The organism is Bacillus sp. BR3(2024) (genome assembly GCF_039134555.1).
Taxonomy (GTDB): domain Bacteria; phylum Bacillota; class Bacilli; order Bacillales; family Bacillaceae_G; genus Bacillus_A; species Bacillus_A cereus.
The window spans coordinates 242,181-266,751 of sequence record NZ_CP152438.1 but is presented as its reverse complement, the minus strand read 5'-3'; the positions used below and the strand labels follow the sequence as shown (position 1 = coordinate 266,751).

Genomic DNA, 24,571 nt, shown 5'->3' with positions numbered 1-24,571 from the left:
TTCAGAACAATAATTCTTAATAATGTAAGGAGAGAAAAATGTGATGAAAAAACCTTATAAAGTAATGGCTTTATCTACATTAATAGCAACAATCGTAGCGGGTGGCATTATGCCATCATATGCCTCGGCAGAGGAACCAGCACCTATTTATGCAAATCAAGACCTTAAATACCCTAGTTATTACCTTGGACCAACAGGGCTTGATCATGCGATGAAGGAAACTAAATCCAATATGTTGGTAATGGACCTGTATGCTTTAACTATTCTTAAACAAGCAGATATTAATTTGGATGGTTTACCTTCAGTTGGCGATAAGTTAAAAACAGACATTAAAGCCAACCAAAATCTTACTAGAGAAAATGCAACATACTGGTTAAATAATTTGAAATCAGGGATAGTTACAACGAATCAAAATATTATCAGTTATGATACAAAATTCCAAAATTATTCTCGTTATTTATTACAATATAAAAATGATCCAGTCAAACTAACAGCTTTGCTTACAAAGTTGAATGGTGAAATTTCACAGAATAAAGATCAAGTGACCAAATTAGTGGAGGATTTAAAAAACTTTCGCGGCAAATTAGAAAAAGATACACAAAATTTAAAAGGGAATGCTGAAGGCATCGTAAATATTTTAACTGGTCAAGAAGCTGGAATTCCACTGTTTCAGAAACAAATCGAAACAAATAAAGCATTAATCGATGAGAATAACAAAATTTATATTGCATCGTCGGTTGCAACTGCTGCTGGTGCATATTTAATTCTTTCACCTTTTGCGCCCATTGGTGCACCTATATTAGGAGGTGGGATATACGGAGTAGTTTCATCGCAGCAGCAGATAATCAAGGCACAAGAAGAAATTATAACGCTAACACAAAATATTTCAATGGCGCAACTACAGTCAGCTAGGTTAACGATAGTGCAAAGTGATATTAAAAATTTAACAGATACAATTGATAAAGCTATTGTTTCTCTTGAAAATATAAAGACTGCGTGGGATGGAATGGGAACAAAATATGAAGCATTGATTAAGAGTGCTAAAGCTGTTGATCCAGAATTCCTTGCTATGGATATAACAGCAGATCTGGATACAGCGAAGGATAATTGGGAGCAGATTAGAAAGTATGCTGAAAATATTCAAAGTAGTGAGATTTCATTCTTGAATAAATAATATTACATCAAGAAATTGCCGAAGTAATGAAAAATATAATATACTGAGTTTCTCTTTTGAAGAACACATAATGTGAGTCTCCTGTTCAAGTTTGAGCAGGAGACTTCCTATATAGTTATGAAACTTAATAAAGATTATAGAATAAGAAAGTACGAGAATCTCTATTTTAATATGTTGTTTTATTTACAATAATCGTAATTCATTTGAAGTAAAGAATAGAAGCTTATGAATTTAATAAAATATGTGATGCATGTGAAAGAGTAGGTGAAAAAGATGAATAAGAATTTATATAAGAAAATTATTTTGTCAACAATCATTACGGGAATGGCAGCGAGTAATGTAATTCCACTTCATACTTTGGCAGCAGAACAAACTGTGTCCCAACAGCAAGAAAGTTTGAAGAACTATTCCCTTGGTCCAGGTGAATTTAAAGAAGTAATGGGAAAAATGGTGGCAAATATCCTTACAATGGACTCATATGCCAATACAATCAGTAATCAACAGCTGACAGATTTAAGTAAAATAAGTTCTATAAATGGTGATTTACAAGCAAACATGATTAAGCATCAACGGGATGCAATAGAGAATGCCGACTTTTGGTTCATGTATTTGAAAACTCGTATTATGTACACGCATCAGAATATTGTAAATTATAATGATACGTTTCAAGCAAGTTATAAGCTTTTACTAACTGCTATAGAGCAAAAAGATACAGAGAAATTAAAATATGAACTAGAAAATTTGTACAATAGTATTTTGTACAATAGTCAAAAATTAGATGTACTGTTAGAAAAATTGAAAAATTTTCAAGGTGAAATAGCAGAAAATACAAGAAATTTCAAAGAAGATTTTAATCAATTGGAGAATATTCTAGAAAGTACGAACGCTGGTATTCCGCTTCTACAACAACGAATTGAGAATTGTAATAATACAATTAAAGAAAACTATGATAAACGTGGTGGCTATATAGCTTTATCTGTATTTATGCCTCCGATTGGTATACCATTGATTGTCACTACTGACAAGAATATCGCATCTGCACAACAAGAAATAGAACAATTAAAGTCCAGAATTTCTGGAGCAGAGGCAGAAGTAGTTATTTTGACTGATGCCAAAAATAAAACGGAACATATGGCTGCAACAGTTGGTACAGCTGTTACTGCTCTTGAAAATATAAAGACTCAGTGGGGGACAGTGGAGAAAAAATATAAATCATTGATTGACAGTGTTGACAACATTAGTCTAGACTTGTTTGATGAGATTATAAGAGCAGATCTGAATACAGCAAAGGATAATTGGCAGGACCTTAAAAATTATACGGATAAATTATATGAAGGTGCTAAGATTGCACAAAATAAATAGATTGTACAAATAGGAGAACCGCAAATAGGACCGGATTGCAACTGAATACTTATAAAATAACAAAATTAAATAATAAAAGCTTATCGCAAACTACAAGAAGAATAAGATGGAAAAATGGCATTATTATGCTTTATAGTTTATTATTTCCACTTATTGGAGAGGTAAACTTTGAGATTAGAAAACAGCAAATTGTGGCTGTATGTTCAATTTAGACGTAATTTTATTTGAACATTGTTTTTGCTTTTAAATGGAGTTTATTCAAATTGATACTAATAAATTTGATATATAATCATAGAAAAGAGTGTGTTTTGAAAAAAGTTAATCAAAACACGCTCTTAATATTTTCAGTTAGTTGATTCTTTTATAAAAAAGTTTAATCCTATTCTACTTATAATGCTCCACTATCAGATTTTTTTCTTTAATAAGTCTACAAGTCATTGTGGAGAATTCAAGTACTTACAAAGAATATTTAGCTAACTGTTCACCCCAAGCTGATAACTCTGTTTCAATAAATCCTGCTTTTTTATATACAAATTTAGCTGTAAGGTTTTCAGGAGCATATCCAATCATTATTATAGAAATGTTTGCGTTATTATTTCTTTTTATCTCATCAATAACTAGATATATAGCTTGTTTTCCTATACCTTTTCCTTGAAATTTTTCATCAATCATAAGTCTATAAATCCAATAATTTTTATCATCAGGGTCTATCCCAAACATAGTAAACCCTATCATTTTCTCATCAAAATAAATACCTTTTGCATAGAAATTAGCTAGAAATTGAACTTCTGCAATAGAATAAAGGTTGGATGCAATAAATGTTTGTTGTTCTTTTTTAACAGAAAGTCTAATTGCTTCTTTCCAATTACTTTTGTCAATAGCCTTTAAATAAATTTTCTTCAATCTGATACTCTCCTTCCAATATTGAGGAGGAACCACGTAGTTTATGGGCTAGTGATACGTTATCCTCTTGTTTTTTTGCTCAATGAAATAGAAATATTTTCTCATTGACAACGCCTCCTTAAAGGTACAAATTAAAACACATTATTATAATCGATATAATTATATTCTTTCCGCTATAAATTATTTTCCTGTTGAAAATATCCTATTTTTCTATCTAATTTATCCAAGGTATATGATACCAAATATCGGGAGAATCTCTTTGCAAACAATTATATTTCACCTTGAATAAAGAATGACGTTTTTTGTTTTGGAGAAGAATATGATTTTTAACTTGATAGCAGTGTGTCTGTACACTATTGTCATCAACCTATTATTCTATGATTTTTGTTTTTATTTACTTATATTTTCATTGTTACTGAACTCTACTTCAGTAAAAGTTTGTTTATACCCTAGATTGCCTCGTGTGAAAATAAGAATAAGTAAAGCGACAAATCCCAATCCTATCACTACAAATATATCCGTATTCTTTAAAACAGGGTTGGTGGAATGAGTTTGTACTAAACTAAACGTATTTACGCTCGCATGAATTAGCATGACAATAAATAAGTTACCGTGATTGCAGTTATAGACCCAAGTAAGAATAATTGAGATCGGCAAACATAGTAAAATAAAAATTGGTAAATGAATATATAGAAGAGAAAGGTCAGAACCCGGGCCACCCCTTTGTGCAGCCGTTAAGAAATGTGGAAGATGCCAAAAAGTCCACAAAACACTAAGTAGTAATGTAGCTTTTAACGGTCCCAATTTTGATTGTAATCGAGGCAGAGCGAAACCACGCCATCCGATTTCCTCGGGTAGAGGCCCACCGAGAAAGAAAATTGCTACAAAAGAGAAGAGATAGGTTATAAAAAATTCAAAATTAAGGTTACGGAAAGTAGGTATCTCTCCATTTACTATAACCATCCCCAGAAACATTGCAGCTGGGATAACGATGAGGGTAAACAAGTACTACTTCAAACCGACCTTAGTAGTTAGAATGATGTTTCTAATTTTTTCCATGACTCTTTGCCTTCAAGAATCCGGAACATAATACACGCTGCTAGCATAGGACCTACAAATGCATGGCATAAAAGAAAAGATTAAACACTTTTGTTTTCGGGAAAATACCCCATTGTGACAAGATAAATGGAATTAATACAACCCACGAGAATACATATGCCATAAAAAAAAATGAAGTTAACGGATAGAATTCCAAATACCTTCTCAAACCTGTTGATGAATTTTTTGATTTTGTTAAATAATTCAACACAATCACCTCTTCATTTATATAAACCTGCATACGTGCTAATTCTACATGTTTTGATAAAGAACCTTTTTGCTGTAATAATGTTCAGTTTTTTGTAAGAAAGGAGCGATACGTTACCAAAGAAATGTAGAAATCTTTTTACAGAAAATCACCTAACATTGAGTTAACTAGCTTTTGACATTAATCGAATTTTTGATATGTCCTCAATCGAATAATGTTCACTAAGATTTAGTTGGAGCCATTCGTACTAAAAAATCTACAGAAACACTTCATTTTTATAGAAAGTACCTTTCTGTTACATGATGATCCAAAAAATATACATTTGCAGCCGGCATCCATCTTTGGCTCTTGATTTCCTGTCCCCTGACGTCCCATCACTTCTATTTCATACTTCTCTAACTAGAATTTAGAAGTCTTTAAAAACTTGAAATCCGCACCAAAAGCTCAATACAATTCGTAAATAATTTGATTATAGAACTATTTTTCTGTGGCAAAATAAAGCAAGGCTATGGTCGGAAAAGCGATTCCTATCCATAATGTTAGATTCCATCCTCCTAAGGCATATGCCCATCCTCCAATAAAGGATCCAACAGCACCTCCTAAAAAGAAAATAGCCATAAATAGCCCGTTTAATCGACTACGAATTTCTGGACTCAACGAGAAAATTAAACGTTGGCTAAGCACAAGGTTTGCAGATACTCCCATGTCTAACAGAATTGCAGCAATTACTAAAACAGCTATTCCGATGGGCGAACTACTTTGAATAATAAGTGGTAGTAATAAAGAAATAATAACAACAGTGAGAGCTATCCCAGTGGCGGGTCGTGTCCAGCCAAGATCAGCTAGACGACCACCTATTGGAGCGGCTATTGCACCTGTAATTCCGACAAGTGCATATAATGCTATAGCAGTCTGAGAAAAATGAAAAGCAGGACTAGATAATAATAATAATGGAACAGTGGTCCAGAATAAACTAAAAGCCCCAAATACACAAGCATGATAAATGGCGCGACGGCGTAAAATTGGAGTAGTTCGTAGTAGTTGCCACATTGAATTAAGTAAGGTGGTATAATTTGTTTTTGCCTTTGGTTTCCTAGTAGGGAGTACTTTCGATAATACAAATGCCAAAACAATAATTACAGTAGCAGATAAAGCAAATATTGCATTCCATCCCCACATACCGGCTACTAAACTAGATATCGGTCGCGCAAGCATAATACCTAATAACAGACCACTCATGACGTTGCCAACTACGCGACCGCGTACATTTTCAGATGAAAGATATGATACAAGAGGTACGAGCACTTGCGCTGCGACCGAACCCAGTCCGATAAAGAATGAAGCAATTAACAACAAGGTTGCGCTTTTTACAAAAACCATATAAATGAGTGCAAATGCACTTGAAAATAACAATATAAGTATCAATTTTTTATTCTCAACAATATCCCCCAAAGGCACAAGAAATAGTAAGCCAACAACATATCCAATTTGAGTTAGCGTTACAATTAATCCAGCGCTACTATTAGAAAGCCCAATTTCATTACTAATTACCCCAATTAAAGGCTGCGCATAATAAAGATTAGCCACGATGATACCACATGCAGTTGCCAGAAGAATGATTAAACCCGATGAAATTTCCTTATCTGTGAAAATAAATTAGACCATAATTGAATATATATAGGGGGGGAATCTGCTGCACAAACTAAGATAACAATGTCCTCAGGGAATATCTCTAATAAATCTTCTACACTATTTATGCGTTTTGTGAAACCTGTTATAGAAATCTCATCAGTGAAATCTTTGATATTATTTATAGCTGATTTCACTTTATATTCACCTATATCAGATAATTTATATAAAAATTACCTATTCAAATTTTTATATTTAATTTTATCAGGATTTACTACATAAATAGTATTTACGCCTAACCCTGCCAATTGTAACAATAAATTACTTCCCAGTCCCCCAAGACCAATAATCCCAATTTTTAATTCTTGTAATTCTTTTAAAATGTTCCCTGCTGGATTATCCATAGAAGAAAAGTTTGAAAAGAAATGAAGATTTGTTAAATGTCGATTATTATCTATAATAGGATTAGGTAAGCACTGTTCTATATGACCGTAATTAGTTAAATCTTTGATAGTATCCCATACATCTTGTTTGGTTAATGAAGGGAATTTAGAGTGTAATATTTTAAAAATTTCTGTCACGCTCTTATTTCCATCTAATAAATTAAGAAGTTCTTTAAGAAAACCATCGCTATCTTTCAATACACTCATAAAATTTCGATCTTTGCCAATAATAATTTCTGTATCACTTATATAAGTGACAGGATGTATATCTTTTATTTTATAAAACATGATAAAAACCACCTCAATATATAAGATTTAAAAAAGGTGCTTTAAGAATTAAATTCTAAAACACCTTTTTTAAATCTTATGTTCCTCCAGTAGTACCTCCAAAAATCCAATCCCAAATACCTGATCTTTGATCAATTCTTTCAATATCGATTTTATTCATGTGAACTATTCACCTGCCTTCATGTAAATAACACCATTTTTAACTTTATCTTCCAATATAGAACAAATATAAGAGTTCAATATTTAGGGTAGTGAAGTATAGGGTTTGTTTGTAAAATATTGAAATTAAGAGGAAGCGTAAAAAATTTTACTAGGAAATGTCATATGTTTATTAAAAACCGTTGAAAATATAGAATAAATTTGAAGTAAACTAGAGAATTTTGATAAACGCTTTAAGCAATTAATGAAAAATGCCTCCTGTATTTATACAGGAGGCATTCTTTTAGCCTTTTTTCAATAGAACTGTCTATTTTAATATTATATTTTTTAATGGAGTTTTAATAGGGGATTTATATCTTATCGGATATAAAACTAGACTCATTGGAATTTTAAATTTTATGTGGAAATGGCTACATTGTTTAGTATCACCGCAACTATCATGTATATCTACTAATAACCCCATTTTTATAAAATTGATAAAGCTAGTTACCTTCCATTGTAGTTTTTTCATTGTTGGTTTATTATTTAGTTCCTGGCAGCCAGAGAGCGAAGTACATGTATGCTTCTAGATACGACCATTATTGTGTAGTTGATATAGATAGTTTTCATCAGCTGTGAAATCAAAAGGTGCTGAGTTAATGTCTATCAATTGTTATTGCGGAAATTGTGAGGAAGGAGGTGGAGTAAGCAGCAGAAATTGCTATGCCTTTTGGAAGATTACTGACCAAGAACGCGTTCCGTTTTGTGATACAGAAGTCGCAACTCCAAAGTAATTAAAATCTGGGGTTAAAATCTGCGCCCTATGCCCAAAGGTGCTGATATTCATCCACCAGTTTATTGCCTCTTTAGCAGTTCCAGGTTGGCCGCAATAAAGGATCCAACCAAGTTTTAATCCCGAAATACCTGCGTCTTTTAACATTTTACCCTCGTCTCCGTTGAAGGTAGGGCTGTAATGTTGACAAATTCCAGTAGTAGCTACGTCATGTACTTTTAATTGGGTTACTTGAGTTATGCGGTTATTTATAGATAAAGGTTTTAGTCCTACTTTTTGTCTTGCTTGATTAAGAAGATTTATCATTCGAGTTACTTCAGGATCAATTTGCCTGAAATACTCATTATAATAATCATAAGGAGATTGATTATATCTATTAAGATAATGGTACAGAATAGGTTCAAACATGAATTCACCTCCCAATTTAGATGAATTAATCATATATGTTATGTTTAATTTTGGAATGTAGTAAATTGTCCATTAATAAAAAAGTCCTGAGTAAAAACCCTCATTAATTATTTTATTCTAAACGTGTGCCACTACATGCTAAAACAAAAAGACTAGAAGCAACTGGAAAAACAACATGAATTCATTGGTCTGGTACAGGATGTAATGGATCATTTTGAACATAATCCTATGGTCCATTATCAATCGATATATAATGAAAAGTTTTTCCTAGTGGATGTTTTTCCTTTATGATTTGAAAACCTATTGATGTGATTTAAGTTTCATGAAAAGCTATATATCTAAAATAGGAGGCTTAATACCGTTAAGGAGATCCCAAGAACTTAATCCGAAAGAATATTCGAAATGCGGATAATCAACTATGCTAGTAAAATGCCCACCCCAACTTAAACCAAGTTTTTCTCCTATATACCCCATTTGTTTGAATTTTTTGATGTCCCCCCAAGGGATAGAATTATTTATATATGGCGCAGCATCAAAGGCTAATCCCCAGTTGTGATATGATTCCCCGCCTCTAGCGTTTGTTACCTTTTTACCAAGTTTCCATCTTCCTAAAGAAAATAACTGATCCTGTTCACTCCAACTTCTAAACACTGAATATATTCGAACATCTAAACCATTAGCTTTCGTTAATTCTAGAAACTCTTTAGCTAACATCTTAACAAATGGGTGTAAGGAGTTTAAGTGACTAGAGCTAGCATAAAATTCATTTTTAGAATTAGGGTTAAATAATCTGTGGCGTGTTCTAGGTGTAATATCTCCAGAAAGGTATAAATTTTGCTTCTTTTGGTATTCTTGTGTGGATTGAATAGTTGATATACCGAATATTCCATCAAGTTGTCCCGAATAAACGCCTTCAGTTTGCAGCTTTTTTTGTATTAATATTACGTTCTCAAACAATGATTTCCAAGTTTTCATTTCTACAATTCCATTTGGATTTAATTTAGTTTTCTCTTGAAAAATTTTTGTGTATTTATTTGTCTTTTCATCAAAAAAACCAGTAATAGCAAGTTTTTCATAGTATACTCCCAAACCGCTTAGATTTAATTGAAGAATTGTTACATAATATCCTGTAGAACCTAATTTAATAGTGGGTAAATTCTCCATATGTCACCTCTGGATTTTAGAATGCTGTTACTTATTTATAGATGATTTAAACTTTAATATGACAGACACCTGTAGTAAAAGAAGAAATAGCAAATGTTTTCTGTTATATTTACATGGTTTTCAAAAGTAACATTTTTGTAATTAAATTTGTTTTAAAGTGAAAATTACTATATTCAATAGTTATAAATAGTTTTTTGCTATTTTCTAAATATAGACTTAAGAGAGGTAATCTATAAAAATTTTTTTATAAATTAATCTAAATCTTCTATTCAAAAATTTCTTTGTAAAAGACAAATATAGTTTTGAATTACATTAAGTTATCTTTATAAATAAGGTTATTTAATTTATATAGTATGTAGCAAAAGTATAACTATATTAACCTTTTGGATCGAAGGGATATTTCGGATAGACTAGCAGAAGAGGGTGAAGTTTTAATAGAGTTGTCCATATGTAATTTTTGAAAATTTTAGAGAAACTTTAGATAAAATAGGCAATTATATGATTTCCAAAAAATAGAGTTGAGCATAATATCTTGGATAAAGGGCCTTTTTTATTTTGTTTATATACGAAAGTTTTAATGTAAATAGGATTTTAAAGAGAGGAGAGATGAATTTGTATAATTCACATCCATATTTTTCAGGGAGTTCGAAACCACCATATTCTATAGCAAGGGCGAGTGATGAAAGACAGGAAGCTTCTTTTCGGCAACCAAGTGGCAAAATATTTGCAAAAATATATGAAAAAGACACGGAAAGGCCAATTAAGGGTGTAAAAGTATTAATTTATAAAATGACAAATGAAGGGCGTATCATAGCATCCCGCCAAAGTGATGTTATTACTTTATTTACAAATGAATTCGGTGAAACTAATACAGTTGCATTACCTACACCCTCTAAAGAGAATGCGACTGATCCTTTAGGTTCTAAACCGTATTCTGAGTATGCTATATCCATCGAGGCTGCAGGTTATGCACCTGTAGTACTGCGTGGTACGCAAATTTTTGAAGATATTACAGCTGTTCAAAAAATGGAGCTTATCCCCATTAGTGGAGCAGACGGACGGGATACTGTTGAAATAATTGATATTCCGGAACATACATTAATCGGACAATATCCTCAGCAGGAATCTCAACAAGAACTGCAAAAAGAACTTGAGAAACAACAAGAGACAAGAGAAGATGTTGATAAGGATGTTGTAATACCTGAATTTGTTATCGTTCATGCTGGTCATCCTAATACGCCTGCTCCAAGATATAAGGTGAGATTTAAAGATTATGTGAAAAATGTGCTTGCTTCTGAGGTTTATCCGAATTGGAAAAAAGATGCGTTGTTAGCCAATGCACTCTGTATAATGACCTTTACATTAAACCGAATTTATGTAAATCCTTATAAAGGAAAAGGGTTCACCATCACAAGTAGTACACAGTTTGATCAAATGTATGTTCACGGAAGAAATACTTATGAAGAAACCGATGAGGCAGTGGAGGAGGTATTTAAACAATATCTTGCAAAACATGGAGAAAATTCACCGTTTTTTACACAATATCGAAGTGGTAAAAAACAAACTTGTTTATTAACAAATCGACCAGGCATGCTTTATCAATGGGGAACAGCTTGCTTAGCTAGTAAAGGAATGAATTATATAGAGATTTTGAAATACTTTTATAAAAACATCGAAGTCCGTTTAGCTGAATTTATTCAAGTAATTGATTCATTCCCGGGATATAATTTAAAGCCAGGAGATCAAAATGCTGCTGTTCAAACTATTCAAAAGTATTTATACCATATTAGATTAAGATATACAGACATTCCTGAAGTAAGAGTAAACGGTATGTTTGATTCAAATACAGCAAATGCAGTTAAAGTTTTTCAAAAACAGTTTCGAATTCCTGAAAATGGAATTGTGGATGAGGTAACTTGGAATAAACTAAATGATATGTATGTGTATGTTACAAATTTACCGGGAATTTATCCTATTTTGCAGAATGGTAGTCAAGGGGAAAGTGTAAGAAAATTACAAAATTTATTAAAGAAATACGGTTTTTACGAAGGGGCATCAGACGGGACTTTTGGACTTGGAACAGAAAAATCAGTGAAAGAATTTCAGAAGATTAAAAGTTTTACAGTTACAGGAATTGTGCGTAAAGAACTATGGATAATTCTTGAAGAGATACAATATACTGTGGGAACTTCCCGGACGTCTTTAACGAATAATTCAATTCCACAGCAAACTAATACAGGATTAAATGTTAAAACACAAATGCCTTCACAGTATCTAAAACCAATGTATAATAATTCTTCTTCCATGGAAAATATAATAAATTCGTCCGCTTATCAGCAATCTCAATCATTTTACAATAATAATAGGTACTATCCATTTCCTTAATTATCGGATGCTTCAAAAGTATCAAGAAGTGAAAAAATCAACAAAGATAGAAGGGAGACGAATAGATTTGAATGAAAATTCTTCTTATCCATTGGAGTTAGGACAGCATTTTTATTATCAACCATGTCCATTCTGGAATGGACAACAATCTTATTATGATACACAGAATTTTTATCGTGCATCAACTGGTAAGTTAATTGTATCTGTTTATGAAATGAATACAGATAAACCGATAAAAGGTGCAAAGGTATTCGTTCGTAAGCAAGATGAGAGTAGTCAAATTATTGCCACACTACAAACAAATGACATTGGTTTAACAAGTGTCGTTTCTCTATCAGCTCCTCCTAAAGAATATGCCTCGGATCCTTCAGGTCCTAAACCATATTCAGAATATATCCTTACAATTGAAGCACCTAACTATGGTGTAAAAGTAATTAGAGGTGTACAAATCTTTGCGGGAACTACAGCAAAACAAAGAGTAGATATGCTTCCTGCTAATCGAACAGAAGAGCTGCACTCAATTGAAATTATTGATGTACCTCAGCATACATTAACTAAACAGTATTTAGAAAGACAAATTCAGTCGTCCTTTATTAATCCTTCAGCTTTTTCTTCATATGCGCATAATTTAAATATACCCCAATATATTATAGTTCATGATGGAAATCCTAATGATTCGGCTCCAAGATATAAGGTGGAATTTAGGGAATATATAAAAAACGTAGCTGCTTCAGAACTATACCCTACATGGCCAAAAGAAGCTCTTAGAGCTAATATAATTTGTATAACATCTTTTGTATTAAATCGTATATATAATGCGCATTATTTGGAAAGAGGATTTACAATCAGTAGCACTCCTTCGTTTGATCAATCGTATCATTATGGTAGAAATACATTTTTTGAAATTGATGAGTTAGTTGATGAAATATTTAATCAATACATTACCAAACCATATAGTGTTGAACCGATGTTAATCGTATATAGTAGTGGGATAAGAAATTATCCAAATGAAAGATTTTGTAGATGGGGAAGCAAGTACCTTGCTGATCAAGGGATAGATTATGTTAGTATAATTCGTGCCTTTTATCCACTATCAGAGATTAACTTTTTATAATCAATAAGTAACAATGGAAAGTTAGAAAGGCAACTGAACAGTGTTATTTTTAGAAATAATATTTTGAAGTACTCAAAAAATAAAAAATATAAAACCGTGGAATAAATAATTTCTTCGGTTTTTATTAATTTCTTTAGTTTAATTCAAGTTAAAATTATAAAAAATATTGTTACTTTTATTGGAGTTAATAGAAAGCTACTAGGATTTTTAAGTATTTTTAGCCAAGAAGTCTCCTAGACTCCTTTCTGAAGGAGTGGTGAAGAGGCCTTACCCAGTGAGTAGGTGGGAGATGAATTGGATTCGAACAAGGCATGGCAGGAAGCCACCATAATTGTTCGACATACATAAAGTGTTATTTTATCACCTTTCGAATGTACGTTCTGTTTATAGTGGTTATATACGGAAATGTATTTGAATCAAAAAATGATTAATAAAGCCTATAAGTTTCGTATCTATCCAAATTGAGTACAAGCAATTCTAATTAACAACACGATTGGATGTTCTCTTTTTGTATTCAATCATTTCCTATCCCTATGGGATCACGCATACAAAGAAATATATGGTACATGCTCTGCCAAACTTCCTGCCATGAAGAAAGAGTTTGTTTTGCTAAAAGAAGTGGATAGTATTGCAATTCAGTCGTCTGTTCGCAAACTTGCGGATGCTTCCAGTCAATTATGTTCTTGTTGTGGATATCAAAACAAAGACGTTAAAAATCTAAACCTACGTAAATGAGACTGCCCTTCTTGCTTTACACACCATGATAGGGATGTTAACGCAAGTATCAATTTAAAGAATGAAGCTATAAGGATTCTAACCGTAAGGACTGCGGGAATAGCCTAATTAATTAGAGTTCGATAGAACTCTTTACTTAAGAATCCCTCATTTCTAAACGAAGTGAAAGTGTGGGGTAGTTCAATTCAACATTAATTTGCACAAGTTGATAATCATGCCCTCATTATGAGTTTACTTTGAAAAAGAATATTTAAGTAATTAAGAGAAGTTTACTTAACCTTAAAATAAATAAAAACAATTAATTTGATTACATGAATTTTTTAATATAATTCGAAATCTTTAAGACTGTAAGGATAAAAATTCATATTACCAATGCATTATAAAAATAGAGAAAAGGGCAAAATATAAATAATGTTAAGAAATGTGTACTTAGGAGGATGAAAAATGTCTAATATGGGATTTGAAAAAGATTTACTTTTTAATCAAAACTTAATAGCTTTGCAACAACAGCAAGCCCAGAATCGTTATATTGAACGTTCAAACAAGCGTGAGAACCTGCAGAATGAATTACAGTATAAAAACCCATTAGAAGTAAGTAAACCAGAACGAGCTTTTTTTCGAAAAGCAATTATTAATCCACGAGATGGATTAGCGATAGAGCGTATAATTGGTGCGAGTGATTTATTTCCCATTTCTTATTTTGAAGCAGGACTTAAAGCTGCTAAACCTGTCTGTAGAATCGAGGTTCGGGATCGAATTGGAAGGGTTCGCGGACATGGCACAGGTTTCCTTGTATCGCCTTCTTTGCTACTAACAAATAATCATGTTTTAACAGATGAAGACGATGCATTATTTAGCCTCGCACAATTTGATTATGAATTGGGTTTAGATTTAAAAGAAAAAGAGATAAAAAATTTTCGTTTAGCACCAAATCGTTTCTTTATGACAAATGAGAGACTTGATTTTACATTAGTTGCCGTAGAAGAAACATCTGCTGACGGTACAAAATTGAGTGATTATAACTTTCTACCATTACTATCACGTAAAGGCGGAATATTGGTAGGTGAACACTTATCAATAATTCAGCATCCTTCTGGTGCGCCAAAAATGGTAGCAAATAGAGAGAATAAAATCTTAGACATATTTGATGATTTTATTCATTATGAAACTGATACTGAACCAGGATCTTCTGGATCAGCTGTATATAATGATGAATGGATAGTTATCGCGCTTCATCATGCAGGTGTTCCGGATCCAAAAGATAGTACAAAATATATAGCAAACGAGGGTATACGTATTAGTAGTATAGTTCAGTTTGTTATGAATCAGTTACAAAATTTAAGTGATGATAAGAAGAAACTACTTGATGAGCTTGCAAAAGGGTGGGAATTGGCTGAAGATAATTCTGAAATATTATCTTCAGAGAGTCTAGCTCCAGATTGGTATAAGGGCTCTAAAGGTTATGACTCGAAGTTTTTAGGTGATAATTATGAAGTTCCCCATCCTAAATTACGTTCTGATCTTGAAACAGATGTAGCACTTCTTAAAAATGGGGAGAGAATACTAAATTATACACACTTTTCAATTGTCATGAGTCAATCCCGTCGATTAGCATATTATACTGTAGTTAATCTTGATGGAAATAAGCTTGTAGATCTGGGACGGAATGATAGTTGGGTGTTTGATTCACGGATAGATCAAAAATACCAGTGTGGACCTGAGTTGTACGCTAGAAATGAAATCGACAGAGGGCATCTTGTTCGTAGGTTAGATCCTGTTTGGGGAGACTTAGCCAAGAAAGCAGAAAGAGATACATTCCATTTTACAAATTGTTCTCCTCAACATAAAAACCTTAACCAGAAGACATGGCTGGATTTGGAGGATTATATTTTAGAGAAAGCTTCAAAGTTTAAATTTAAAGCAACAGTTTTTACTGGACCAGTATTTCGTAGTGATGACATAGTTTATCGCGGCGTACAAATACCTGCAGAATTTTGGAAAGTAGCTGTTATGGTTAAGGAAGATGGGAAATTATCAGCTACGGCGTATTTACAATCTCAAAAACATTTAATTGATAATTTAGAAGATGCGTACGGTGCATATAAAACATATCAAGTACCTGTGCTAAAAATTGAAGATTTAACGGGGCTTGATTTTGGAGAATTACGGAATTACGATCCAATTGCTCACGTAGAAGGTCTAATTGGTCATATTATTGAATCACCTGAAGATATAAAAATCTGATTTCTGATATTTTTAAAATGTTTTATCATTTTTTGATAAAATTCCCCCACCTCAATTTGCATAAAGGTGTAATAGTATCTGCAAAGAGGTGGGGGAGACTAAGTAGCGTTCTTTAAGGGTTAAAGGTTCTAAAATATATAGCACATTATATATGGTACTGTATATTAAATCTTATAATGCTGTTGTTAATTTTGATTATCTTAAAAATTAAATTTACTAAACGGGGTAAAAAATGATTCATAATAACTCAAATGATGTAAAGAAAAATGAAGTAGGATTAATACCATTTGAAGTGTTGGAAGTTGTTGATAAAGTTCATGAAATACCTGAAGGTGTACAATTAATAAACGCTCCGGTAGCATGGGATAAAAGTGAAAAAGGAAAAGATATTGTGGTAGCGGTACTAGATACAGGATGTCAAAGCGATCATATTGATTTAAAGGATCGTATTATTGGAGGAAGAAATTTTACTACTGATGATAATAGCAATCCTGATAATTATTTAGATTTAAATGGACATGGAACGCATGTTTCAGGAACAATTGCTGCTACAGAAAATAATAAAGGTGTTTTAGGAGTAGCACCTCAAGCTAAGTTGCTTATTGTAAAAGTATTGGGGGGGGCGGATGGTTCGGGCGTCTATGAATGGATAATAAATGGAATTAATTATGCAGTAAGTTGGAGAGGGCCTAATGGAGAAAAAGTAAGAGTTATTTCCATGTCTTTAGGAGGACCTTATGATGTTCCAGAACTACATCAATCTGTAAGAAATGCGGTGAATAATGGTATATTAGTTGTTTGTGCAGCTGGAAATGAAGGAGATAATAACGGTAATACAGATGAGCTTAGTTATCCAGGTTGCTACCCAGAAGTTGTAGAAGTAGGTGCAGTTGATCTAGAAAAAAAGGTGGCTACATTCAGTAATACGAATAAGAATGTTGATTTAGTTGCACCTGGAGTAGAAATTTTGTCAACTTATATAGGTGGAGGCTATGCAAAATTAAGTGGAACGTCAATGGCAACCCCTCATATTTCAGGGGGTGCTGCATTAATTATTAAACATTGTGAAAATAACAATGAATTTGATAGAACACTATCTGAGAATGAGATTTATGCTCAATTAATTAGACGGACAACGACTCTTAATTATTCTAAACGGTTAGTAGGTAATGGGTTATTAGATTTAGCAAAAGAATAAAATTGAAAGTGCTGAATTGCTTGATATAAAATCAGGATATTGCATTGTCTCAGATAAAAATCATTAAAGATAAGTATGTTCTTTTAACGGAAAAATCAAAGGAATTTATTTGGAGTTCTCAATTCTTGATTATATGTATATTTAGTAGTAATTTTTTATTATAGTATATGAAGAAAATGAATACAAATTGAAATTCAGCCCATGTTTGAGAGGAGATTGAAGGGTAGCTAATATTGTTTCTTTGGATAGTGAGTATCTAAAAGACGAAACAAAAGAAATGAAAAGAAAAAGTATTTAAAATGTTTGAAACGATATCTAATATGAAATTTATTATAGATTTTTTATTCACTATGACTATTCTTTTGTTTAATCAAGGCTAGGACAGGCGTTGGAATTTTTAGAAATTGTAATTTAAAAGCCAAGACGTCAAGGGATGAGTTAAGAATTCATCGGTATAATAAACGGTGGAAAATTACTAACATTTTTAAGAGGAAAATAGTTTCCAATAAAAGTAGTAAACTTTTCAAATGTACAGAAAAAATCTTTCCTAAAAGGCCCTATTCAGTAACCTTTAAGGAAAGATTGAATGTATCTTGTTGATATAAAGTCGAAGTGTGGAATAAGTTAACACATAAATACATGTTTTTAATAGTTTAATTTTTTATTTATTAGAAAGTATGCTTTGTATATAATTTTTTTGTTTTACTGCATACTCTTTGCAACCTCTACAGCTTTAGAAGCATTCACTAATCCGAACCCTGTTGCAACATCATGCCCTGGTTGAGCAGGGTTATTCTGTTGGGAGTGACCTTTTATTACATCTCTAGCAGTTTCTTTTAAAATGTCTCGCAATTGCAATGGAGTTAGTTTTTTATTTACTTGTTTTAATAAAGCACATATTCCGGCTATCTGTGGTGCGGCAGTTGAAGTTCCACTAAAAGCTGCCCACCCATCACTAGGTGAAGTCTCGTCACCTAGTGGATATTTTATTTCAGCTCTTTCACGATCATATTTTTCATCAGGATCGACTGGTAGCATTATATAAGCAGCGATTGGTGGGAGACCACATAAACCACATATATCAGGGACTTGACGGTTTTGGTAAATCTCACTTTTATAACCACTGGCAAATGGTGTTGCTTCCATAGAACCGTCTTTTGCTACAAAAACACCTCCTACAGAAATGACATCTGGATGCATCCCTGGAAATGGTTGTCCTCCATTTCCGCTGGCAAAGATAACTGTAATGCCTTTCTTTACTGCATCCGCTATTTTAACTGCAAAAATGGTTTGTTGGGCTGTTAACGCATTTGGTGGTGTGGGAAATCCCCAACTACAAGTGATAATATCAGGATTTTGTTCTACTGCTTTTTCAAAAGCACCCATTGCCATAAACATGTTCATTTTTACTACAGTTAAATCTACTTCTGGTGCCAAAGAAAAAATATTGGCAGCGCAACCTGTCCCATGCCCCGTTTCGTCATGTATTGGTTCAAAGGTATCAGGACCCAAAATAACTGAATTTATATGGTATTGCCTTGTAAGAAAAAATGGATGTCTATAAAATCCAGAATCAACCATTACAACTTTTATTCCTTTTCCAGTAATCCCAATATCATGCGCTTCTTTTGCTAAGAGAAGTTTAATCAAATCGTGTGGAGGTTCTAGGTAATAATAATCCTTTTTAGGAGGATTAGGAGATATTATTCCAGAGGTATTAGTATTTTCTACGTTTCCCATTGATGGTGTATGTAAAATCGCTTTTTCGTTAATAGCAATGCCCTCTAATACATCTGCTAATTCACTATTTTTTGTATCAATTAAACCTAGCATATTCGAATTTATTGAGTCTAGTATGGTTGTAGATGTTTGTCCTGTTATTTCTGGTACCTTTAGTTCTTTTGCTACAATTTTAGTATGAAAAACTTTTTCGAAAGTTAAAGGGGAAGCAGCAATTGAAATCGATGTTTCTCCTACGTTTAGTACTCTAAATCCATGTTTCTTCAATTTTTCAACAGCATTTTGTATTTTAGATTTATCAGAATAAAATTTTTCAACAGTTGCACTTGTAATGTTTTTTGAAGTTGTGAATATGGATTGACCACCAATGGAGTGAACGGAGGCCTCGGCATAAATTATTCGTGGCAATTCGGATGTAAGTGTATTTTGCATAATAAAACCTTCCTTTAATATAATCCAATTATATTTATTACTTTCACCAATTATAAGATTGCTAAAAGTTAAAAAAACGCTTTTGAGTATCAAAAATATTTTTATCATTTTAGCTAAGAAAACTTATTCCTCTAGAACGCGAAGGATCATCATGGCCCAGTACAGCATGTAGGAGATGAATCGACATCAGATAAAGAATAGTAATGAAACGATAAGGCTCTTAACCGTAAGGGCTGCAGAGATAGCCTGATAAATTAGAGTTCTATCGAACACGTTACTTAGGAATCCCCAGTTCTAAACAAAGTGAAAGAGGGGGAGGTTAATAAAACCTACACGTTATTCACATACTTCCATACCCGAACTAAAGCTTCTACTATTGGATTGATTACATCATTGTCTATAAAGTATGCATTATGAGCTAATGGATTCCAGCTTGTGATTACATTTCCTACATTAATTTCTCTGTCTTCAGTTACAGCTTTTGCATAAGTTTCATCAATATCTCTTAATGGATAACCTAATACATCATCTTTATCATAAAAATTGATCCACTCACCTTGTAACCCTGGATAAAAATCGTTAAGGTTTGCAGAAGGAATATTTATAGGACGATTAAAATTATAGTATCTTAAGCTCCATAGTGGTAATGTTGTTCCTAATGTATAAAATAATGTTAAGGTTTCTCCTTTTTCTAAAGGTGATAAATTATTTTTTTCTAAATCTTTATGATTTACTTTGAATTGTAAATCATAGAAGTAGTTACTTGTAATAACAGAACCTAGACTGTGCGAGATCACACAAAGTGGAGCACTTTCTCCGGCTACATTAACAAGGTCATTTAGATTCTGTTCAATTTTTTCATGTACTCTTTCATAATTCTGCTTGGCTGTTTCTACAGGTTGGTATGCAATTACATCACCCAAATAATGAATAATGAAATCTCTTAAATCATTGAAGTGTAAATTCTTATTCAACACAATTGTCTGAAAAAGTTTATTTTCTCTTTCAGCGAATAGTTCTGCCCAATGTATTGGCTTAAATGCTAACTGTGACGTAGGATCATCAATTATATGATTAAGGTGACTTGCAAATCGTTTTTTTATTTCTTCAATCATTTTATCAGCAAATTCAGCTTTTTGTTCACCTATACCGTGGATTATTGCAACTGCTATTTTTTGCAATATGTTTTCTCTCCTTAGTTATTGTAGATTGATAAAACTTCTAAAATCCTTCATATTTTTTACAACTATTATTGAATATATGTATTAAACAAAAAATACGCTTCTTATGTGATCTCTGAGGAGTTTGCATGAGGGTACTCCTCTTGTGAATTTCGTAGTATAAACGCTCCGGATTTAAAAATATATAACAAAAAAATTTAAAAAAGCTACTAAAAATATACATTTCCAATGGATTTATTTTGAAATAAATCAAATAATTAACTTTGACATTTTTAGAATTGAACCGGCATATATATTGATTATTCGAAAAACAACTAAAAATATTATGAATAGAGAAAGGAGTTATACATGGGAAATTGGTTATATGGAATTTTGTTTAATAATTCAGATGAATTCGTTAGGTGGCTTCAAAGTATACAAATCAAATCAAAACTCTCAAGTATACATATTCATCATACTTACGTACCTAATCATAGTCATTTTAAAGGTAATAATCATCATTACCTACAAAATGAAATGAAAAAATTTCATACAGAAATAAATCATTTTCCTGATATCGCTCAACACATTACTATATTCCCAGATGGTAAAATAATAACAGGACGAAATATAAATAAAAAACCAATTTCCGCCAAAGGTTGTAATGGAAATGATAATGACCATCCATTTATGTTAGAAATGGTAGGGAACTTTGATTTAGGTTTTGACCAATTAAAAGATAAACAATTAGACACTGTAATAAAAATTACACGTTATTTTTATCAAAAAGGTGCAAAAATTCTTTTTCATAGAGAATGTTTAATCAATGGTCTACCACCTAAAAGCTGCCCTGGAACGGGTATAGACAAAAATTGGTTTGTTCATTTAGTTCAATCAAGATACGTATAATTAATATTTGGAATACTATACTAATTATGGTTCTTTAGCATAGTTTTTCAGATGAAGATATACTCTTTAAAGTAGAAATATGGAGAATAAGGCATGAGATATTTTAAAGAAAAATCACCCGAAAAATTTATTTTAGTGGTTGTTGGTTGCTACTGACGTTTTTCTTTAATCTATTACAATGTGTTTGAATTCCTGAAAAAGTGTGTTATTTCAGTTCGCCCAAAAGCCAACATGCTAGGGATTCATGAATATGGCAAACTAATGTATCTAAATTGGAAAGTGAAAAATATACCTGCACAATTATTTTGTCATTTGGAAGAGATTTATTCCAAGGTTAATTGATGGTATTGTTACCTCTATTCTGCAATTGATAAAGATGGACACACATTTGGGATATTTAACTACGTGAAAAACCGGAACACCAGGCCGTCTATGCTTTAATAGAATGATTTGTAAAACATTTAAAAGAACAAACAGTTCTTAATAGAAACAATGCGCCCGCATTCCTTTATGCATATAACAAAGGAAGAAAAATAAGGATTTTTTCAAACTACAATGCACTGTACAATCAAACATTTAAACAACCTTGTTGAACAGGATTATAGACATGGAAAGAGAAGTTTTGCCAAATACACAGTTTTTTAAATCTTCTTCAAAAGGTATCGTGATCGATCATGCTATATCTAAATAAAGGCGAAGTCTTCAAAAAGACTCCGCCTTTTCAATGTTTAAGGAATTTCAACAATTACTTGCTAATTTCTAAACATTGTTTCCTATTTACTTACCCATTTACGCTTTTTGTAATTTTGCAAAACAACCACAAATGGCATATAGATTCAAGTTTATTATAAAAACTTAGATAAATAAAAACTGTAGAAATAATTAAGCTATATGGTTTTTCTGTATATTATTATTAAAAAGTTTGTGTTTGGTTAATTTTGTTAAAAATCTTCTGCTTAAAAAAGGTAAGTGAGTAAGTAGTAAGTTTTTTAATTAATATTTATTTAATTATGCAAAAACTTAAGATAAAATCAATGAAAAATCAATTTTACGGGCATAGTTAGGAAAATCTACAAGGGGGTTTCTATTCCCTTGGGTGTCTTGAATACTTTGATTTCGATGTCGTTCATATATACTTACTGGAAATTCTTCATGCCATTTAAGTAATAATTCAATATCTATATTTTTTTCTTTATCGTTTGTAATTTCATCTGGATATCTTAGTAAAAAGTATAAAGTAGCTCGAGCCACTATGCCTTTAGCATATTCAGGTTCGAATAAATTCTCCTCTAATTTTCCGCACTCTTGTCTAATAATTTTCAGTTCTTTACCTCCTTCATAATCTGAGAAATCATGATAAGGATAGTTACTTCTCAATGAGTTACAGGATGGTTCACATGCGAATAAATGATGTAAATCACCTCTCATTGGTTCCTGTTTATGAAACCATGATTGTGGTACTACATGTTCACAGTTCAGTTTATTGTTTTCTTCAATTCGCTTTTTTTGGGTTTTTAATTCATTTTTTGTTAATGAGTGATTAGCAAGAAGTAAATTTAATTCATTTTTTCGTTTGGTGAGTATTTCAAAGTCTTCAGCAATAATGTCTTCTGGGTTTCGTATCTTCCCTGAGTAGATACTTTTTAATTTTCCGTCTTCTTGCAAATCCACCCAATTATATAAATATTGTGTAGGGTTATACTTAACTGGTTTATGTGTATTTTTTAACAAGGATTGTAATGCTTTGAATAATTCATTTGATTTTAATTCCTCGAAATCAATTGCTGCATAATAGGTTGCTAAAATGTGTTTTTCCAAGTCCAAATCTAAATATTTCCCTGCATCTTTTCCAATAATTTCTTTATTTTTATTAAGTTCATTAAGAAGTTCCACTTGTTCACTTTCTTTCACGAATAAGGTCGAAAAATCATCTTCTGGAATACTCGAATTATTTTTTGTCATAATATATTAGTCCTTTCATAAGAATTTAATAGTTAAGCTTAGATAATTCATTCATTAATTGTGTCCTTCAAAGTTAGATTAAATATATTATTTTAGATAGGTAATTCAATACTTATAGAATAAGGAATTTCACATGCGTATAAAATCCTATTAACACTTATGTGAATTGTAATTTAACAGTAAGAATCTCTGTAACCAAAGGATTTGGTGGTATTAGCTGATAAAATATAATGTTATTTGTATATTCCTTTAATGCATTGTTAATAATTTAATAATAAGATTTAGGTATTTAGACAATAAATAGATTGGATTCTTCCTGTATCAACCTTATTTAATGATCTAAGAGCCATACTGTAACTTGAAAACATAAGTGCATCACGAACATTTGAATGGGATAAACCAAGGGCGAGATTTAACTCATGTTCACCTACATTCATTAGATAAATTCTTGATAAGGTTAATTTAATTGACCAGGATTGACTGTCAACAAATCAGCAAGAATTCCATTGTAGGCGATGGAAGGGTAGGTAAGTACCAGTACATTTCCATTACCATCAACTTAGATTGTTATTACTATGCTTACTTGTTGGAAGGCTTTTAGATCATTTATAGAGGTCTCTTTGGAGTTATTTCAGTTCAATAGTTATTAGTACGTGCATTAAAATTCCTTTTTTTAATTTTATACTGGACTATTTTCAGATGAATTTTATTTAATATTTGTAAGTATGTATTGGTCAATACAATTATACTTTACTGTAAATCTAATTTATGGTTTATAGCAAGTTCTTGTAAAAATGTTAATAAGGGACGAAGTTCTACAGGGGCATTTAAATCATTACAGATAAAGTTTTTTTGTTTATCATTTTCCTTTAACAATAGTTCGTAATAGAAAATACTAGGCGGGAGGGAAGTGTGCTTTTCAGTAATAGTATCGTTTATTTCCCAAATTTGATATTTATTTATTATATTTTGTATTTTTTTTGAAATCTTTGTTGGTAATTTATTTGTTTCTACATTATAAACTAATTGTAAATTGGCAAATCCTCCATGAGAGGTAAAATTAATTTCCATAAGTTTTTCTCCA

The 24,571-nt window shown here is 31.9% G+C and carries 16 protein-coding genes and 4 pseudogenes; 9 read left to right on the top strand and 11 right to left on the bottom strand.

Going from position 1 to position 24,571, the window contains the following annotated elements:
- Positions 1–43 precede the first annotated feature (43 nt).
- Both V7S45_RS28695 and V7S45_RS28690 read left to right on the top strand, forming a co-directional pair.
- Positions 44–1,174 carry an HBL/NHE enterotoxin family protein gene (locus tag V7S45_RS28695; RefSeq protein ID WP_000743455.1) on the top strand — a complete coding sequence of 377 codons (1,131 nt, stop codon included), beginning with the start codon at positions 44–46 and terminating at the stop codon, positions 1,172–1,174.
- A 273-nt stretch (positions 1,175–1,447) separates the two neighbouring features.
- Positions 1,448–2,536 carry an HBL/NHE enterotoxin family protein gene (locus tag V7S45_RS28690; RefSeq protein ID WP_242278781.1) on the top strand — a complete coding sequence of 363 codons (1,089 nt, stop codon included), beginning with the start codon at positions 1,448–1,450 and terminating at the stop codon, positions 2,534–2,536.
- 456 nt (positions 2,537–2,992) lie between these two features.
- On the opposite strand, the gene V7S45_RS28685 is transcribed toward V7S45_RS28690, so the two are convergent.
- The 6 genes and pseudogenes from V7S45_RS28685 to V7S45_RS28660 all read right to left on the bottom strand — a co-directional run bounded on the left by V7S45_RS28685 (position 2,993) and on the right by V7S45_RS28660 (position 9,608).
- Complete coding sequence (locus tag V7S45_RS28685; RefSeq protein ID WP_000725626.1) at positions 2,993–3,439, bottom strand: GNAT family N-acetyltransferase; 447 nt, start codon at positions 3,437–3,439, stop codon at positions 2,993–2,995.
- A gap of 390 nt (positions 3,440–3,829) precedes the next feature.
- Positions 3,830–4,778, bottom strand: a pseudogene (locus tag V7S45_RS28680) (type II CAAX endopeptidase family protein).
- 444 nt (positions 4,779–5,222) lie between these two features.
- Entirely contained in the window at positions 5,223–6,398 is a 1,176-nt protein-coding gene (locus tag V7S45_RS28675) for an MFS transporter (protein ID WP_342762157.1), read from the bottom strand.
- Positions 6,365–7,024, bottom strand: a pseudogene (locus V7S45_RS28670) (ThiF family adenylyltransferase). Before V7S45_RS28670 ends, V7S45_RS28675 begins: the two are co-directional and overlap by 34 nt.
- Before the next feature lie 940 nt (positions 7,025–7,964).
- Positions 7,965–8,444 carry a CAP domain-containing protein gene (locus V7S45_RS28665; protein WP_025689623.1) on the bottom strand — a complete coding sequence of 160 codons (480 nt, stop codon included), beginning with the start codon at positions 8,442–8,444 and terminating at the stop codon, positions 7,965–7,967.
- A 330-nt stretch (positions 8,445–8,774) separates the two neighbouring features.
- Positions 8,775–9,608 (bottom strand): peptidoglycan-binding protein, encoded by an 834-nt coding sequence (locus tag V7S45_RS28660; protein ID WP_025689625.1) that lies wholly within the window; start codon positions 9,606–9,608, stop codon positions 8,775–8,777.
- A gap of 612 nt (positions 9,609–10,220) precedes the next feature.
- Between V7S45_RS28660 and V7S45_RS28655 the strand changes: the two genes are divergently transcribed.
- From V7S45_RS28655 to V7S45_RS28635, 5 genes and pseudogenes are all read left to right on the top strand, one after another.
- Positions 10,221–11,993 carry a peptidoglycan-binding protein gene (locus V7S45_RS28655; RefSeq protein ID WP_025686822.1) on the top strand — a complete coding sequence of 591 codons (1,773 nt, stop codon included), beginning with the start codon at positions 10,221–10,223 and terminating at the stop codon, positions 11,991–11,993.
- A 67-nt stretch (positions 11,994–12,060) separates the two neighbouring features.
- A complete protein-coding gene (locus V7S45_RS28650) occupies positions 12,061–13,107 on the top strand; it encodes a SpoIID/LytB domain-containing protein (protein WP_025686821.1) in 1,047 nt (348 codons plus the stop codon).
- A 474-nt stretch (positions 13,108–13,581) separates the two neighbouring features.
- A pseudogene (locus V7S45_RS28645) lies at positions 13,582–13,950 on the top strand (zinc ribbon domain-containing protein).
- 336 nt (positions 13,951–14,286) lie between these two features.
- The gene (locus V7S45_RS28640; protein WP_025686820.1) at positions 14,287–16,086 is read left to right on the top strand and encodes a DNA/RNA non-specific endonuclease; all 1,800 of its coding nucleotides are present in this window, start codon (positions 14,287–14,289) and stop codon (positions 16,084–16,086) included.
- A 232-nt stretch (positions 16,087–16,318) separates the two neighbouring features.
- Complete coding sequence (locus tag V7S45_RS28635; RefSeq protein ID WP_342762135.1) at positions 16,319–17,284, top strand: S8 family peptidase; 966 nt, start codon at positions 16,319–16,321, stop codon at positions 17,282–17,284.
- Between the two features lie 702 nt (positions 17,285–17,986).
- On the opposite strand, the gene V7S45_RS28630 is transcribed toward V7S45_RS28635, so the two are convergent.
- Complete coding sequence (locus tag V7S45_RS28630; RefSeq protein WP_342762134.1) at positions 17,987–19,456, bottom strand: S8 family serine peptidase; 1,470 nt, start codon at positions 19,454–19,456, stop codon at positions 17,987–17,989.
- 329 nt (positions 19,457–19,785) lie between these two features.
- Entirely contained in the window at positions 19,786–20,637 is an 852-nt protein-coding gene (locus V7S45_RS28625; RefSeq protein WP_088344693.1) for a chemotaxis protein, read from the bottom strand.
- A gap of 348 nt (positions 20,638–20,985) precedes the next feature.
- Here V7S45_RS28625 and V7S45_RS28620 point away from each other — a divergent pair, with 348 nt between their 5' ends.
- On the top strand, positions 20,986–21,525 hold the full coding sequence (locus V7S45_RS28620; protein WP_025686816.1) for a peptidoglycan recognition family protein: 540 nt from the start codon (positions 20,986–20,988) through the stop codon (positions 21,523–21,525).
- A gap of 93 nt (positions 21,526–21,618) precedes the next feature.
- Positions 21,619–22,288 (top strand): annotated as a pseudogene (locus V7S45_RS28615) (DDE-type integrase/transposase/recombinase).
- Between the two features lie 257 nt (positions 22,289–22,545).
- Here V7S45_RS28615 and V7S45_RS28610 read toward each other — a convergent pair.
- The 3 genes from V7S45_RS28610 to V7S45_RS28600 all read right to left on the bottom strand — a co-directional run bounded on the left by V7S45_RS28610 (position 22,546) and on the right by V7S45_RS28600 (position 24,558).
- On the bottom strand, positions 22,546–23,487 hold the full coding sequence (locus V7S45_RS28610; RefSeq protein WP_342762133.1) for an endonuclease: 942 nt from the start codon (positions 23,485–23,487) through the stop codon (positions 22,546–22,548).
- Between the two features lie 281 nt (positions 23,488–23,768).
- Entirely contained in the window at positions 23,769–23,924 is a 156-nt protein-coding gene (locus V7S45_RS28605; RefSeq protein WP_080478048.1) for a matrixin family metalloprotease, read from the bottom strand.
- A gap of 313 nt (positions 23,925–24,237) precedes the next feature.
- The gene (locus V7S45_RS28600; RefSeq protein WP_025686814.1) at positions 24,238–24,558 is read right to left on the bottom strand and encodes a protealysin inhibitor emfourin; all 321 of its coding nucleotides are present in this window, start codon (positions 24,556–24,558) and stop codon (positions 24,238–24,240) included.
- Positions 24,559–24,571 lie beyond the last annotated feature (13 nt).

Coding starts and splice junctions, on each gene's coding strand:
- V7S45_RS28695 (WP_000743455.1), top strand. CDS start 44: ATGAAAAAACCTTATAAAGTAATGGCTTTATCTACATTAATAGCAACA.
- V7S45_RS28690 (WP_242278781.1), top strand. CDS start 1,448: ATGAATAAGAATTTATATAAGAAAATTATTTTGTCAACAATCATTACG.
- V7S45_RS28665 (WP_025689623.1), bottom strand. CDS start 8,444: ATGTTTGAACCTATTCTGTACCATTATCTTAATAGATATAATCAATCT.
- V7S45_RS28660 (WP_025689625.1), bottom strand. CDS start 9,608: ATGGAGAATTTACCCACTATTAAATTAGGTTCTACAGGATATTATGTA.
- V7S45_RS28640 (WP_025686820.1), top strand. CDS start 14,287: ATGTCTAATATGGGATTTGAAAAAGATTTACTTTTTAATCAAAACTTA.
- V7S45_RS28635 (WP_342762135.1), top strand. CDS start 16,319: ATGATTCATAATAACTCAAATGATGTAAAGAAAAATGAAGTAGGATTA.
- V7S45_RS28630 (WP_342762134.1), bottom strand. CDS start 19,456: ATGCAAAATACACTTACATCCGAATTGCCACGAATAATTTATGCCGAG.
- V7S45_RS28620 (WP_025686816.1), top strand. CDS start 20,986: ATGGGAAATTGGTTATATGGAATTTTGTTTAATAATTCAGATGAATTC.
- V7S45_RS28610 (WP_342762133.1), bottom strand. CDS start 23,487: ATGACAAAAAATAATTCGAGTATTCCAGAAGATGATTTTTCGACCTTA.
- V7S45_RS28605 (WP_080478048.1), bottom strand. CDS start 23,924: ATGAATGTAGGTGAACATGAGTTAAATCTCGCCCTTGGTTTATCCCAT.
- V7S45_RS28600 (WP_025686814.1), bottom strand. CDS start 24,558: ATGGAAATTAATTTTACCTCTCATGGAGGATTTGCCAATTTACAATTA.